The sequence below is a fragment of the Sphingomonas sp. Sph1(2015) genome, assembly GCF_001970915.1.
GTDB classification, from domain to species: Bacteria; Pseudomonadota; Alphaproteobacteria; order Sphingomonadales; family Sphingomonadaceae; genus Sphingomonas; species Sphingomonas parapaucimobilis.
Genome location: NZ_MQUI01000002.1, coordinates 23,002 through 36,453, shown reverse-complemented (window position 1 = coordinate 36,453; position 13,452 = coordinate 23,002). Strand labels below are relative to the sequence as shown.

Here is a 13,452-nt window from a genome sequence, read left to right as displayed (position 1 = left end):
TTGTTGCGAAGGAGCCGTCCCCAGTGAACCATTTCTCCTGTCTTCAGGGCGCGGGCGCTTGATCGCCCGGTTGCTGGGCCGTTGGCTGCGACGCTGGTACTGGCGCCGCCGAATGGGCGGCCGATGAGGGCGAACACGGCGGAGCGGGACCGGGCGCATCGGGCGCTGATGACCGGCATCGACGTGCTGGAGAGGCGGATCGCGCCGCTCTGGGCGGTGGAGGCATGCGCCTTGTCCAACCGGCATCGCCATGTCCGGGCGCGGGTGACGGCGAACGGTCTGCGCGAGCTGGACGTCCTGCTGGCCCATTGGATCGGACTCGTCGCGTGTCGGCCGGTCCGCATGGCGGACATCGGCGACTGGCGTGAGCAGGAGGAGGAGGATGTGGGGCGCTATGACCGCGACTTCACCGTCATGGACCTCGCCCGGCTGGCGGACGATTATCGCCTGGCCGCGCCGATGCCGTGTCCGCCTGACACCGTATCGGCAGATCGCGGGCTGGCCGCGTGAGGCGCCGGTTCGATAGGCGTTGATCGGGCGCACCGTCCGTTGCACAGCCTGAGGCCAATCATCGCGAAAAAGGAGGGGACGTGATGCGCCTGGCAAAGGGGTTCGCCGTCTTGGCACTGGGGCTGGGGGTGGCCAGCCCGCTGGTGGCGCAGACGACGCCAGTACCACAGACGACACCGGTGCCGCAGATCGTCGGCAAAAACGGCCGCCATGCGCTGATGGTCGATGGCCGCCCTTTCCTGATGCTGGGTGCGCAGGTCAACAACTCCAGCAACTATGCCGCCGCCCTGCCGCAGGTCTGGCCGGTGCTGGACCGCATCCATGCCAATACGATCGAAATCCCCGTCGCCTGGCAACAGATCGAGCCGGAAGAGGGGCGTTTCGATTTCGGCTTCGTTCAGACCCTGCTCGATCAGGCGCGCGCCCATGACAAGCGCGTCATATTATTGTGGTTCGCGACGTGGAAGAACACCTCGCCCGGCTATACGCCCGACTGGGTCAAGCTCGACAATCGCCGCTTTCCCCGGATGAAGACGCGGGCAGGGCAGGATCATTATGCGCTGACCCCGATGGCGCGCACCACGCTGGAGGCGGACAAGCGTGCCTTTGTCCGGCTGATGACCTATCTGAAGGAGCATGACCTGCAGAACACGGTCATCATGGTCCAGCCGGAGAATGAGGTCGGCAGCTATCGCAACCCGCGCGACTATTCGGCGGCGGCGCAGACGCTGTTCGACGGAGCCGTCCCGGAGGCGCTGAGCCGCAGGCTCGGCAAGCCGCGCGGCACCTGGGCGGCGGTGTTCGGGGCACAGGCCGACCGGGCGTTCAACACCTGGTATACCGCGCGCTACATCGACGAGATCGTCGCGGCGGGCAAGGCGGTCAAGCCGCTGCCTATGTACGTCAACGCGGCGCTGGCGGGGCCGTCCAACGTGCCCGATCCCGACGGCGTGGCGAGCGGGGGGCCGCAGCAGGACGTGCTCGACATCTGGAAGGTCGCGGCGCCCTCGATCGACTTGGAGGCACCCGACATTTACGACCGGGCGAGCGCCAATGTGGTCGCGTATATGAATGCCTATGCCCGGCCGGACAATCCGCTGCTGGTGCCCGAGATCGGCAATGGCCGCGAGTTTGCGCGCTATTTCTACGAGGCGCTGGGGCGCGGTGCGATCGGCTTTGCGCCGTTCGGCATGGATGACACCGGCTTCTTCAACTATCCGCTGGGGGCCAAGGCACTGGACGCCGCGACCCTGGACGCGTTTGCCGGACCTTATGGCGCGGTCGGGAGCGTGATGCGCGACTGGGCGAAGGCGGCGTTCGAGCATCCGAGCTGGGGCACCGCCAGGCCCGATGACGGCAGCGACCGAGACGCGGTGCTGGGCGACTGGCGCATCCGCGCCGAGTTCGGCCAGTGGCAGTTCGGCGAAAAGAGCTGGAGCTGGCTCAAGTCCGAGCCTGCGCCGTGGAAGGCCGAGCCGGTCGGCGGCGTTGCGGTGGTCCAGCTGTCGCGCGACGAATTTCTGATGACCGGCGACCATGTCCGTGTTCGCTTCGAGCCGGCGACCCCGGACCCCAAGGCGATGATCGTCCGGGTCGAGGAGGGGCATTTCACCGACGGTCGCTGGACGATGGACCGCGTGTGGAACGGCGACCAGACCGATTACGGGATCAACCTGATCGACCGGCCGGTCGTGTTGAAGGTCGTGATGGGGCGCTATCGCTAAGGGCTGGGACAAATCGCTTTGCACACCCGGATCAACGGCTTAGCCTGACCCGCTCAGCCAGAATGATCCGGGAGTGTTCATGCAGCGTCGCCAGTTCCTCGCCTCCGCCAGCCTTGTCGCGGCGGCCGCCGCCACGCCGTCCTGGGCCAAGATTTCCAAAGGGGCGGGCGGGCGCGATGCGGAATTGCGGGCGATGCTGGACCGCTTTTTCTATGCGCGGCTGGAGGACAGCCCGGAGCAGGCGACGTCGCTTGGCCTCGACACCGGCCCGCGCGCGGGACTGAAGGCGCGGTTGAGCGATGCGTCGCGGGTGGGTGAGGCGCGCCAGTTCGCCCGCGCCCGGCAGGAACGCGCGCAGCTGGCCACCATCCCGCGCGATGCGCTGGGGGAGGGGGCGCGGCTGGATTACGACATCCTGGCTTATAGCCTCGACCGGATGATCGCGGGCGAGCGCTTTTCCTATGGGGCCAGCGCGGGGCGCTATGCCCCCTATGTGCTCAGCCAGCTGTCGGGGGCTTACCGCGACGTGCCCGATTTCCTGGGCAACCAGCACCGCGTCACCAACGCCGCCGATGCCGACGCCTATGTGTCGCGGGTCGCGGCGTTCGGCCCGGCGATCGATGCGGAAACCGAGCGCCAGCGCGAGGATGCGGCCAAGGGCGTCTTTGCGCCCGACTATATCCTCGACACCACGCTGAAACAGCTGGCGGCGGTGCGGGACAAGCCCGCCGAGGCGACCGGCCCGGCCGTCGATCTGGCCGCCAAGCTGAAGGCCGCCAACCTGCCGCCGGACCGTGCCCAGGCGGTCGCGCGGCTGATGACCGAGCGGGTCTTCCCCGCGCTCGACCGGCAACGCGCGCTCGTCACCGAATTGCGTGGCCGTGCGGTCCATGACGCAGGCGTCTGGCGGCTGCCGGACGGCGAGGCCTATTATAGCGCGGCTGCGGCGGCTGCGACCACGACCGAGATGACCGGCGACGAGATCCACCGGCTCGGGCTGGCGCAGGTGGCGCAGATCGGCGCGCGGATCGACACCATCCTGAAGGCGCAGGGCATGGCGCAGGGCAGCGTCGGCGAGCGGCTGGTCGCGCTCAACCGGCGACCGGACCAGCTGTTCCCGAACACCGATCCGGGCCGTGAGGCGCTGCTGGAGCAATTGCGCGCGCAGGTCGCCGCGATGACCCGCCGCCTGCCCGAACAATTTGCCGTCCTGCCCAAGGCGCCGGTCGAGATCCGCCGCGTGCCGGAGGCGATCCAGGCGGGCGCACCGGGCGGCTATTACCAGTCGGCCTCGCTCGACGGGTCGCGGCCCGCTATCTACTTCATCAATCTGCGCGACACGTTCGACCGGCCGAAATTCGGGCTGGCGACGCTGACCTATCATGAGGCGGTGCCGGGGCATCACCTGCAGGTCATGTCCGCGCTGGAGAGCCAGGACATTCCGCTGATCCGGCGGCGCGGCTTCTATTCGGGTTATTCGGAAGGCTGGGCGCTCTATTCGGAACAGCTGGCCGACGAGATGGGCATGTATGAGGGCAATCCGCTGGGGCAGGTCGGCTATCTGCAATCCTTGCTGTTCCGTGCGACCCGGCTCGTCGTCGACTCGGGGATGCACGCCAAGCGCTGGAGCCGCGAGAAGGCGACGGACTATCTGATCGCCACCACCGGCATCGCTCGCGGTCGCAACCAGGGGGAGATCGACCGCTACACCGTCTGGCCGGGGCAGGCGTGCAGCTACAAGATCGGGCACACCGTCTGGACCCGGCTGCGCGACGAAGCCAAGGCCAAGGCGGGCGCGAAATGGGACCCCAAGGCCTTCCACCGCGTCCTGACGCTGGGCGCGATGCCGCTCGACGTGCTGGAACGGGTGGTGCGCGAGCGGATGGTGTAACGTCCTTCTTTCCCCTCTCCCCTGGACAGGGCAGAGGGTTAGCGGAGCTTGCCAGCGTGCTGGCTGGAGTCGAAAACGATCAACTCTGCTCACCCCTCCCCTGAAGGGGAGGGGCTAAAACCGTGCAATGCTGATCGCTTTCAACTCTAGCGCAGCTTGGGTGAGGGGGTGCGCGCCCACCCATCACCCAGCTCCGACCAGGCCTTTGCTGCGCAAAGACCAAGTCCGCGCAACCCTCTCCCCTCTGCGAGGGGGCGAGGGAGGATATAGCGCATCCCTCTCGGACCTGAGCCTTGGCCAATTGGGGGTAAGCCGGATAGGATCGGCATCAAAGGAAGATGCCCATGAACTTGTCACGCCCCCTGTCCATCCTGTCGCTGCTGGGTCTGGTCGCGTTGTCGCCGACCGGAGCGACGGCCGCCGACAGGGACGCCCTGCCGCGCAAGATCGGCGACTGGACGCTGGCGGTCAGCGAGGATGGCGACGGATGTTTCCTGACGCGTATCTATGACCGGCCGGGTGATACGACATTGCTGCTGGGGCTCGACCGTGACGGGTCGAACCACCTGACGGTGCTGAACGCCAACTGGTCGATCAAGCCCAGGGAACGGCTGGCCCTCGACTTCAAGCTGACGAACGGCAGCTATCCGAAGCATTTCGCGGTCGGGCTGGCGTCGGATGACCAGCGGGGTTTCGTCACCAGCTTCGAAAAGCCGTTCCCGACCTATCTCGCCCGGTCGCAGGCGCTCAACATCGTGCGCGGCGACGTGCCGGTCGAGCGCCTGTCGCTGGCGGGCAGCGGTGCGGCGATCGCCGCGCTGCGCGATTGCGTCACGGCGCGGAAGGCCCGTCCGACGAAGGCGACCCGTTCAGACAATGCGACGGACGGCATTCCCCGCGATCCGTTCGCCAAGGCTGCGTCACGCAAACGCTGAACCCTGAACGGCATCTTAACACAATAGGTCTTTGTGCAAATAGTGTCTCAGTAAACGCTTGGTCGAAAACCCGGCACGCTCGAACAGAAACAGGATTGTCGAACTTTTCGCACTCGGCTTCGTTGTTGCAGTTGGTTAACGACTGAAAGAATTGTTATGTCTGCTTACGCGTCCAAATCCCTCCTTGCTCTCGTGACGCTGGCGGGTGCCGTCAGTCTTGGTGGTTGCGCGACGAAGTCCTTCGTGCGTGAACAGATCGCCCCGGTGAGCCAGCGCGTGGACTCGCTCGAATCGCGGCTCCAGCAAACCGATGGTACGGCCAAACAGGCACTTGCCGAGGCGCAGGCCGCTTCGGGCCAGGCGCAGCAGAACGGCCAGCGGCTCGACCAGCTGGGCGGCCGCGTCGATGGCGTCGAGCAGCGCCTGACCGTGCAGGAGCAGAAGCCCGCGCGTCGTCCGCGCCACTGATGGCGGCGGGCTGAACGACGATATCCGCTGAATGACGTGCCGGTCTCTCCCCCTTGCTGGGGGAGGGGCCGGCATTTTGCCTGAGTATGCCGCACCGATGAAGTCCCTGATCCTGTCGCTGGCGGGCTTCGCCCTCCTAGCCCCCGCGGTTGCCGATGCGCGCGCCGCCGAGCCGGCCAAGGCCGTCCGCAAGGCCCCGCCCAAACCAAAGGCGAAAGCGAAACCCGCACCGGTTGTCGCGCCCGGGCCGGTATTGACCCCGTCCCCGGCGGCGCAGCGGGTGATCGACTGGGTATCCGGTGTGCAGGACAATCGCGGCCTGCCCTGGGCGGTGGTCGACAAGGTCCATGCGACCCTGTTCCTGTTCGCGCCCGATGGCACCCGGCAGGCGGCGGTGCCGGTCCTGATCGGCATCATGCCGGGCGACGAGGCGAGCCCGGGTGTCGGCACCAAGACGCTGGCCTCGCTCGGCCCCGCCGAGAAGACGACGCCTGCCGGTCGCTATCTTGCCAAGTTCGGCCTGCCGGTGGCGGGCGAGCGCGTGCTGTGGGTCGATTATGCGACGTCGGTGGCGTTGCACCCGATCCCCAAGGATGCGGGCGCGCGCGAGAAACGTCGCGAGCGGATGCTGTCGCCCACGCCGGACGACAACCGCATCACCTTTGGCTGCATCAACGTCCCCCAGGCCTTTTACACCCGGCAGTTGCGGCCGACCTTCCGTCGCAAGGGCGGCTATGTCTACATCCTGCCCGATACCAGGCCGATCGACGAGGTCTTCCCCCGTCTGAGGACGCAGGCACCCGGTTAGAGTGATTTGCCCATCCGGATAAGGGGAACCTGTACGCCTTCGACCGGGGCCGACCGGATCGACTCGATCGGGGCATAGCCGCAGGCGCGGTAGAGCGGCTCGCCTGCCAGCGTCGCCATCATCTCGGCAGAGGTGAAGCCCGCCGCCCGCGCCGCCGCCTCGCACCGGGCGAGGATGGCGCGGCCCAGCCCCTGCCGGGCAAAATCCGGGTCGACATACATCGCCCGGATGCGCGCGGGGTCGCGTGCCGGGTCGAGCATCGCCGCGTCGCGCAACGCCTGGCTATGATCGCCGCCATAGAGCGTCGCCCGCGCGCTCCACCCGCCGCAGCCCGCCAGCCGCCCGTCCTGCTCGGCCAGCAAATAGGTGCCGTCGGCGATCAGTTGTGTATCCAGGCCCATGACCGAACGGCTGGCCGCGATCTCGGCTGGCGAGAGGAAACCCTTTTGCAGCACCGAAATCGCGCGATCCATCAAGACGGCGATGGCGGGTATGTCGGCGGCGTCGGCCCAGCGGAAGGTAAACATTGCACCTTTTCGGGGCAATTATTCGGTTGCGTCAATGACGATAGGATGAACAGTTGCAATCGACACCATCGATTTGCTGCGATAAGCCGGTCAGATGGCAGACATTCCTCAGACCCCGCTGCTCGACACGGTGCAGACTCCCGACGACCTTCGTCGCCTGGCCCCCGAGCAGTTGCGGCAACTCGCCGACGAGTTGCGGACCGAGACGATCTCGGCCGTCGGCACCACCGGCGGCCATCTGGGCTCGGGGCTGGGCGTCGTCGAACTGACGGTCGCGCTTCATTATGTCTTCAACACGCCCGACGACCGGCTGATCTGGGACGTCGGGCATCAATGCTATCCGCACAAGATCCTGACCGGGCGGCGCGAGCGTATCCGCACCATCCGCCAGGGCGGTGGCCTGTCGGGCTTCACCAAGCGTTCGGAAAGCGAATACGACCCCTTCGGCGCGGCGCACAGCTCGACCTCGATCTCGGCGGCGCTGGGCTTTGCGGTCGCCAACAAGCTGGCGGGCACGCCGGGCAAGGGCATAGCGGTCATCGGCGACGGCGCCATGTCGGCGGGCATGGCCTATGAGGCGATGAACAATGCCGAGCAGGCGGGCAATCGCCTGGTCGTCATCCTGAACGACAACGACATGTCGATCGCGCCGCCGGTGGGCGGCCTGTCGGCATACCTGTCGCGCATGGTGTCGAGCCGCGAGTTCCTGGGCGTGCGCGACGTGCTCAAGAAGCTCGCCAAGCGCTTCCCGCGCCCGATCCAGAAGGCCGCGCAGAAGACCGACGAGTTCGCGCGCGGCATGACCATGGGCGGCACGCTGTTCGAGGAGCTGGGCTTTTACTATGTCGGCCCGATCGACGGACACAATCTCGACCATCTGATCCCCGTGCTGGAGAATGTGCGCGACGCCGAGCAGGGGCCGATCCTGATCCATGTCGTCACCAAGAAGGGCAAGGGCTATGCCCCGGCCGAGGCGGCGGCGGACAAATATCACGGCGTCCAGAAGTTCGACGTCATCACCGGCGCCCAGGCCAAGGCACCGCCAGGACCGCCCGCCTACCAGAACGTCTTCGGCGAGACGCTGGCCAAGGAAGCCGATAGCGATCCGCGCATCTGCGCCATCACGGCGGCGATGCCGTCGGGCACCGGGCTGGACCGGTTCGCGAATGCGCACCCCGAACGCTTCTTCGACGTCGGCATCGCCGAACAGCACGCCGTGACCTTTGCCGCCGGTCTGGCCGCACAGGGGATGCGGCCGTTCTGCGCCATCTATTCGACCTTCCTCCAGCGCGCCTATGATCAGGTGGTCCATGACGTCGCGATCCAGAATCTGCCGGTCCGTTTCGCGATCGATCGCGCCGGGCTGGTCGGCGCGGATGGGGCGACCCATGCGGGCTCGTTCGACGTCACCTATCTCGCCAGCCTGCCCAACATGGTCGTGATGGCCGCCGCCGACGAGGCGGAGCTGGTCCATATGGTCCATACCTGCGTCAACCATGACAGCGGCCCGATCGCGGTGCGCTATCCGCGCGGCAACGGCGTCGGCGTGGCGCTGCCAGAGACGCCGCAGCTGCTGGAGATCGGCAAGGGGCGCGTCGTGCGCGAGGGCAAGAAGGTCGCGATCCTGTCGCTGGGCACCCGCCTGGCCGAAGCGCTGCGCGCCGCCGACACGCTGGAGGCCAAGGGGCTGTCGACCACGGTCGCCGACCTGCGTTTCGCCAAGCCGCTCGACGAGGCGCTGATTCGCCGGATGCTGACCACCCATGAAGTGGCGGTGACGATCGAGGAGAATGCGATCGGCGGCTTCGGCGCGCATGTCCTGACCATGGCGTCGGACGAAGGGCTGATCGACGGTGGCCTCAAGCTGCGCACGATGCGCCTGCCCGACATCTTCCAGGACCAGGACAAGCCCGAGGTGCAATATGCGCAGGCCGGACTGGATGCCGATGCGATCGTCGAGACGGTGCTGAAGGCGCTGCGCCACAACAGCGCCAACGTCACGGAAGGTGCGCGGGCGTGATCCGCGGTTGGACCGCCGTCATCGTCTTTACGACGCTGGCGGTGGTCATGATGGTGGGTCTGAACGTGCGGATGTGGCGGCGGATGAAGGCTGCCACGGCGGCGGCGAAGGCTGAGGCGGAACGGGAAGAGCGAGAGGCTGTCGAAACCGAGCAGAATCCCACCCCCCGTTCAGCCTGAGCGAAGTCGAAGGCCACGGGCCTACCGTAAACCCGTTCCCCGGCAAAGGCCGGGACCCGGTTGCTGGCCGGATGAGAGGGCGCGGTAAGTTGGCGTGAGAGGCCGTAGCCCACCGATCGGTTTGGCCTCCCAAGCGTCGTCTCTATTCCCTCGCAGCGTCATCGAAACTCGACCCCGGCCTTCGCCGGGGAAGGCGAGGGGAGAGGCTTTCCCTTCGCCTTCGACTTCGCTCAGGCCGAACGGGGTGAGGGGGCCTATCACTCCCGTTCACGTTGAACGGGTGAGGGGCGGGCTGACCACCTCCGTTCACGCTGAGCGAAGTCGAAGCGCACGCCCGACAATCGCCCGGCCGACCTCACCGCCCCAGATAATGCGCCTGCGCCGCATCGGTCGCATTCACCGCCAGCACCGCCCGCGCTTCGCTGGGTGACAAAGGCCCGGACGGCGACGGCCGGTCCATGCCGCTGGCGGCGATCACCCGGCCGAGCAGTTCCTGCCCCTCCTGCCACCAGCCGAGACCACTGGCGGCGTTGATATGCCCCTGATGCCCGGCGTCGACGAAATGGCTGCCCCAGTCGACTGCCAGGCTGTGTGCGCGGTCGATCGAGATCCACGGATCGTCCTGGCTGGCGACGAGGATCGAGGGGAAGGGCAGGGGCGTGCGTGGCGAGGGGGCGAAGGCCCGCAATGCCTCGGGCGCGTCGGTGCGGTCGACATCGGCGGGAGCGACCAGCAGAGCGCCCGCGACCGGCCAGCCATAGGGCTGCGGCGAGAGTTCCGCCCACCACGCAACCGCCAGACAGCCCAGCGAATGCGCCGCGAGGATCACCGGGGCCTGTGCCTGCCGGATCGCCTGGTCCAGCCGCGTCACCCAGGCGTTGCGATGCGGTGTCGACCACATGCCCAGTTCGACGCGGATCGTATCGGGTCGCGCCTCTTCCCACAGGGACTGCCAGTGCGAGCGGCCCGAGCCGCCGAGACCGGGGACGGTGAGGACCGTTGGCTTGCGGGCCTCATAGGATGCGAACGAACCCATATGGCATCTCCTCGATAGCGGAGAGGATCGTGGGAAGGCGTGGTGCCCGACCGACTCCCGCTCCATGGCCTCAATCTATTCCTACTAATCTAATAGGCAATAGGCGATGCGTCCGGTGGATCACGTCTTGCGACGGGCCGAGGCGGCTTGTAGGGGCGGGCGATGGCCAAGCAGCGTGTCGACCAGATGCTCGTGGATCGCGGACTCGTGGAATCCCGGTCCCGCGCGCAAGCGCTGGTGATGGCGGGGCTCGTGTTTTCGGGCGAGACGAAGATCGCCAAGCCCGGCCAGCAACTGGCCGAGGACGCCGTGCTCGACGTGCGCGGGCGCGATCATCCCTGGGTGTCGCGCGGCGGGATCAAGCTGGCGCATGGGCTGGAGCATTTCGGCTGGGACGTCACGGATGCGGTCGCGATCGATGTCGGCAGCTCGACCGGCGGCTTTACCGATGTGCTGCTGCAAAAGGGCGCGGCGAAGGTCTATGCGGTCGACAGCGGCACCAACCAGCTGGCCTGGTCGCTGCGCCAGGACCCGCGCGTGATCGTCCATGAACAGACCAGCGCGCGCATCCTGACCGAGGTGCATATCCCCGAGCCGGTCGACATCATCGTGTGCGACGCCAGCTTCATCGGGCTGGCCAAGGTGCTGGAGCGGCCGCTCAGCTTCGCGAAACCCGGCGCGCGCCTGCTCGCCCTGATCAAGCCGCAGTTCGAGGCGGGGCGCGAAGAGGTCGGCAAGGGCGGGGTCGTCCGTGATCCCGCTGTCCACCAGCGGGTCTGCGATCAGGTGGTCGCATGGCTGACCGACAGCGGCTGGCAGCTCGCGGGCGTCACCCAGAGCCCGATCACCGGACCCGAGGGGAATATCGAGTTTTTGGTGGCCGCATCCCGAAATTGAACGGGTAAGGGCTGATTGGCGTTGAGCTTTCCGTTTACTGCGCCGCGACCGTGGGGCAGATCGGCGGGCATCATGGCGAAAGAGGGACGAGTGGGCACGATCGCGTCGAAGGGCCAGTTGCGCATGTCATTCCTCCGCTGGGCGGTCGTGATCGTTCCGCTGATCCTGCTGCTCGGCTTCGCCTCGGGCCGGGTGGTGCCGTCGGGCAGCGAGAATGGCTGGTACATGGCGCTCACCAAGCCCGAGCTGAACCCGCCGGGCTGGGTGTTTCCCGTGATGTGGACGACGCTCTACATCATGATCGGCCTGGCGTTGGCGATCATCGTCCATGCGCGCGGGGCCAGGGGGCGCGGGGTCGCGATCGCCCTGTTCGTGGTCCAGTTCCTGCTCAACCTGTCCTGGACGCCGCTGTTCTTCGGCGCGCACAAGGTGCGGCTGGCGCTGTTCGTCATCATCGCCATCCTGCTGCTGTCGATCGCCACGACGGTCGCCTTCTCGCGCATTCGCAAGGGTGCGGCGTGGCTGATGGTGCCGTATCTGGTGTGGCTGTCCTTCGCGGGCGTGCTGAACTGGCGGATCGACCAGCTCAATCCCGATGCGGAAAGGCTTGTGCCCGGGGCGCAGACATCCCAAATGCTGTAAAACGATTTTTGGGAATTTGATATGCAGGCCGACAACAAGCTGTTCGACGATTTCGCCAAGGTGATGAATGGCCTGGCCGGCACTGTGGCGGGCATGGGCCGCGAGGCCGAGGCCAGCGCCCGGACGCGTGCGCGCGAATGGATCGGCGGCCTGGACTTCGTCAGCCGTGAAGAGTTCGAGGTTGCCAAGGCGATGGCCGTCGCCGCGCGGGACGAGGCGGATGCGCTGAAGGCTCGGCTGGATGCGCTGGAAGCGCGCCTCAACGGTACGACGGGCGGCATGACCGCCGGGGCGGAATCCTGACCGGCCTGGTAGCGGAAGGGACCCTGTCCGGCCTGACCGGCCGGTCAGCTATCCACAGTTTTCGGCATCCGGCGGCTTGCAGCCCGGCCCTGCGCAGTGCAACCTGCGCTGGTCCGGGTTTGTTCGCAAGGGCCTCTGATGCTTGAATCGACCGATCATGAAGCCGAAGAATCGGCCCCCATCGATATGCTGGAGGCCTATTTCGCCGCGCATGGATGGGAACATGAGCGCCACGACGAGGAAATCGTCGCGACGGTCAAGGGCAGCTGGGCGACGTACGAACTTCGCGCGCTCTGGCGCGACGATGACAGCGTGCTGCAATTCCTGGCATTCCCTGACATAAAGGTGACCGAGGACCGCCGCTCCAGCATCTATGAGGCGCTGGCACTGGTCAACGAACAGCTGTGGATCGGCCATTTCGAGCTGTGGTCGAACAGCGGCATCCTGCTCTATCGCCACGCCGCGATGGTCGATGGCGGCGAGGACGGCACCATCTCGCTTTCCGCGACCGAGTTGCTGGTCGAATCGGCGATCGAGGAATGCGAGCGCTTCTATCCGGTCTTCCAGTTCGTCCTGTGGGGCGGCAAGACCCCGCGCGAGGCGCTGGCCGCCGCGCTGATCGAAACCCAGGGCGAAGCGTGACTTTTCCCGTCGGGCCGATCTGGCTGGTCGGATGCGGCAACATGGCGGGCGCGATGCTGCGCCGCTGGTTGTCCGAAGGGCTCGATCCTGCGCAGGTGACCGTCATTACCCGCAGCGGCACGCGTGCGCCTGAGGGTGTCCGCTCGCTGACGGCATCGCCCGCCGACGAGACGCCTGAAATCCTGATGCTGGGCTTCAAGCCGCAACAATTGGGTGACATCGCCCCGACACTGGCGCATCTCAACCCGGCCATCCTGCTGTCGATCCTGGCGGGGGTCGAGGAGCAGACGCTGGCCAGCCATATTCCGGCGGGCGCGGTGGTGCGGATGATGCCCAACTTGCCGGTCGCCATCGGGCGGGGCGTGACGGCGCTCTACACCCGCTCCACCGACCCCGCCGTGCGCGAGGCGGCCGAGGCGCTGGCCCTGCCGCTGGGCCTTGCCCCATGGGTTGAGGACGAGGCGCGGTTCGACGCCGTGACCGCGCTTGCGGGGTGTGGGCCTGCCTTCGTGTTCCGCTTTATCGACGCGCTGGCCCAGGCCGGGGTCGGGCTGGGGCTATCGCCCGAACTGGCGCAGCAATTGGCGCTGGCGACCGTCGACGGGGCAGGGGCGATGGCGATCGGGGCCGATGCGCCGCCCGCCGTGCTGGCGGATCGTGTGGCCAGTCCCGGCGGCTCGACCCGCGAGGGGCTGAACGTGCTGGATGCGGGGGGCGCGCTCAAGCGGCTCATGGCCGATACGCTGAAGGCGTCCGAACGGCGTAATCGAGAAATGGCGCAAGCCGCGCGAGGCTGATTTTTAGTTCACGCGAAGCCGCGACGGCGCCAAGAGATTTTTGCGCGCGGAAGAGCGATGGATGCGGAGGTGG

15 protein-coding genes are annotated in these 13,452 nt (G+C 67.0%); 13 read left to right on the top strand and 2 right to left on the bottom strand.

Going from position 1 to position 13,452, the window contains the following annotated elements; genetic code table 11:
* Positions 1-123: 123 nt before the first annotated feature.
* The 6 genes from BSZ14_RS01200 (at position 124) to BSZ14_RS01175 (ending at position 6,336) form a co-directional block, all read left to right on the top strand.
* Positions 124-510 (top strand): hypothetical protein, encoded by a 387-nt coding sequence (locus BSZ14_RS01200; protein WP_139330248.1) that lies wholly within the window; start codon positions 124-126, stop codon positions 508-510.
* 83 nt (positions 511-593) lie between these two features.
* Positions 594-2,234: a DUF5597 domain-containing protein gene (locus BSZ14_RS01195; RefSeq protein ID WP_076709379.1), complete on the top strand. Its 1,641-nt coding sequence runs from the start codon at positions 594-596 to the stop codon at positions 2,232-2,234.
* A 79-nt stretch (positions 2,235-2,313) separates the two neighbouring features.
* The gene (locus tag BSZ14_RS01190) at positions 2,314-4,125 is read left to right on the top strand and encodes a DUF885 domain-containing protein (protein WP_076709378.1); all 1,812 of its coding nucleotides are present in this window, start codon (positions 2,314-2,316) and stop codon (positions 4,123-4,125) included.
* 344 nt (positions 4,126-4,469) lie between these two features.
* Entirely contained in the window at positions 4,470-5,060 is a 591-nt protein-coding gene (locus BSZ14_RS01185; RefSeq protein WP_089413557.1) for a hypothetical protein, read from the top strand.
* A gap of 156 nt (positions 5,061-5,216) precedes the next feature.
* The gene (locus BSZ14_RS01180; RefSeq protein ID WP_076709375.1) at positions 5,217-5,528 is read left to right on the top strand and encodes a hypothetical protein; all 312 of its coding nucleotides are present in this window, start codon (positions 5,217-5,219) and stop codon (positions 5,526-5,528) included.
* A 97-nt stretch (positions 5,529-5,625) separates the two neighbouring features.
* Positions 5,626-6,336, top strand: a complete 711-nt coding sequence (locus tag BSZ14_RS01175) for a hypothetical protein (RefSeq protein WP_089413556.1) — start codon at positions 5,626-5,628, stop codon at positions 6,334-6,336.
* Here the strand turns inward: BSZ14_RS01175 and BSZ14_RS01170 are convergent.
* A complete protein-coding gene (locus BSZ14_RS01170; protein ID WP_241823594.1) occupies positions 6,333-6,809 on the bottom strand; it encodes a GNAT family N-acetyltransferase in 477 nt (158 codons plus the stop codon). The genes BSZ14_RS01175 and BSZ14_RS01170 overlap by 4 nt on opposite strands.
* Before the next feature lie 148 nt (positions 6,810-6,957).
* On the opposite strand from BSZ14_RS01170, the gene dxs reads away from it, so the two are divergent.
* Positions 6,958-8,883, top strand: a complete 1,926-nt coding sequence (gene dxs, locus BSZ14_RS01165) for a 1-deoxy-D-xylulose-5-phosphate synthase (protein ID WP_076709373.1) — start codon at positions 6,958-6,960, stop codon at positions 8,881-8,883.
* Positions 8,880-9,062: a hypothetical protein gene (locus tag BSZ14_RS01160; RefSeq protein ID WP_076709372.1), complete on the top strand. Its 183-nt coding sequence runs from the start codon at positions 8,880-8,882 to the stop codon at positions 9,060-9,062. Before dxs ends, BSZ14_RS01160 begins: the two co-directional genes overlap by 4 nt.
* A 355-nt stretch (positions 9,063-9,417) precedes the next feature.
* Here the strand turns inward: BSZ14_RS01160 and BSZ14_RS01155 are convergent, their stop codons facing one another.
* A complete protein-coding gene (locus tag BSZ14_RS01155; protein ID WP_076709370.1) occupies positions 9,418-10,098 on the bottom strand; it encodes an RBBP9/YdeN family alpha/beta hydrolase in 681 nt (226 codons plus the stop codon).
* Positions 10,099-10,260: 162 nt separating this feature from the next.
* Between BSZ14_RS01155 and BSZ14_RS01150 the strand changes: the two genes are divergently transcribed.
* The 5 genes from BSZ14_RS01150 to proC all read left to right on the top strand — a co-directional run bounded on the left by BSZ14_RS01150 (position 10,261) and on the right by proC (position 13,379).
* Positions 10,261-10,995, top strand: coding sequence for a TlyA family RNA methyltransferase (locus tag BSZ14_RS01150; protein ID WP_083748027.1), 735 nt, complete (start codon positions 10,261-10,263; stop codon positions 10,993-10,995).
* Between the two features lie 123 nt (positions 10,996-11,118).
* The gene (locus BSZ14_RS01145; RefSeq protein ID WP_076709491.1) at positions 11,119-11,637 is read left to right on the top strand and encodes a TspO/MBR family protein; all 519 of its coding nucleotides are present in this window, start codon (positions 11,119-11,121) and stop codon (positions 11,635-11,637) included.
* A gap of 21 nt (positions 11,638-11,658) precedes the next feature.
* On the top strand, positions 11,659-11,940 hold the full coding sequence (locus BSZ14_RS01140; RefSeq protein WP_076709369.1) for an accessory factor UbiK family protein: 282 nt from the start codon (positions 11,659-11,661) through the stop codon (positions 11,938-11,940).
* Positions 11,941-12,078: 138 nt separating this feature from the next.
* Positions 12,079-12,582: a YbjN domain-containing protein gene (locus BSZ14_RS01135; RefSeq protein WP_042487792.1), complete on the top strand. Its 504-nt coding sequence runs from the start codon at positions 12,079-12,081 to the stop codon at positions 12,580-12,582.
* Positions 12,579-13,379: a pyrroline-5-carboxylate reductase gene (gene proC / locus BSZ14_RS01130; protein ID WP_274533632.1), complete on the top strand. Its 801-nt coding sequence runs from the start codon at positions 12,579-12,581 to the stop codon at positions 13,377-13,379. The genes BSZ14_RS01135 and proC overlap by 4 nt, the downstream gene beginning before the upstream one ends.
* Positions 13,380-13,452 lie beyond the last annotated feature (73 nt).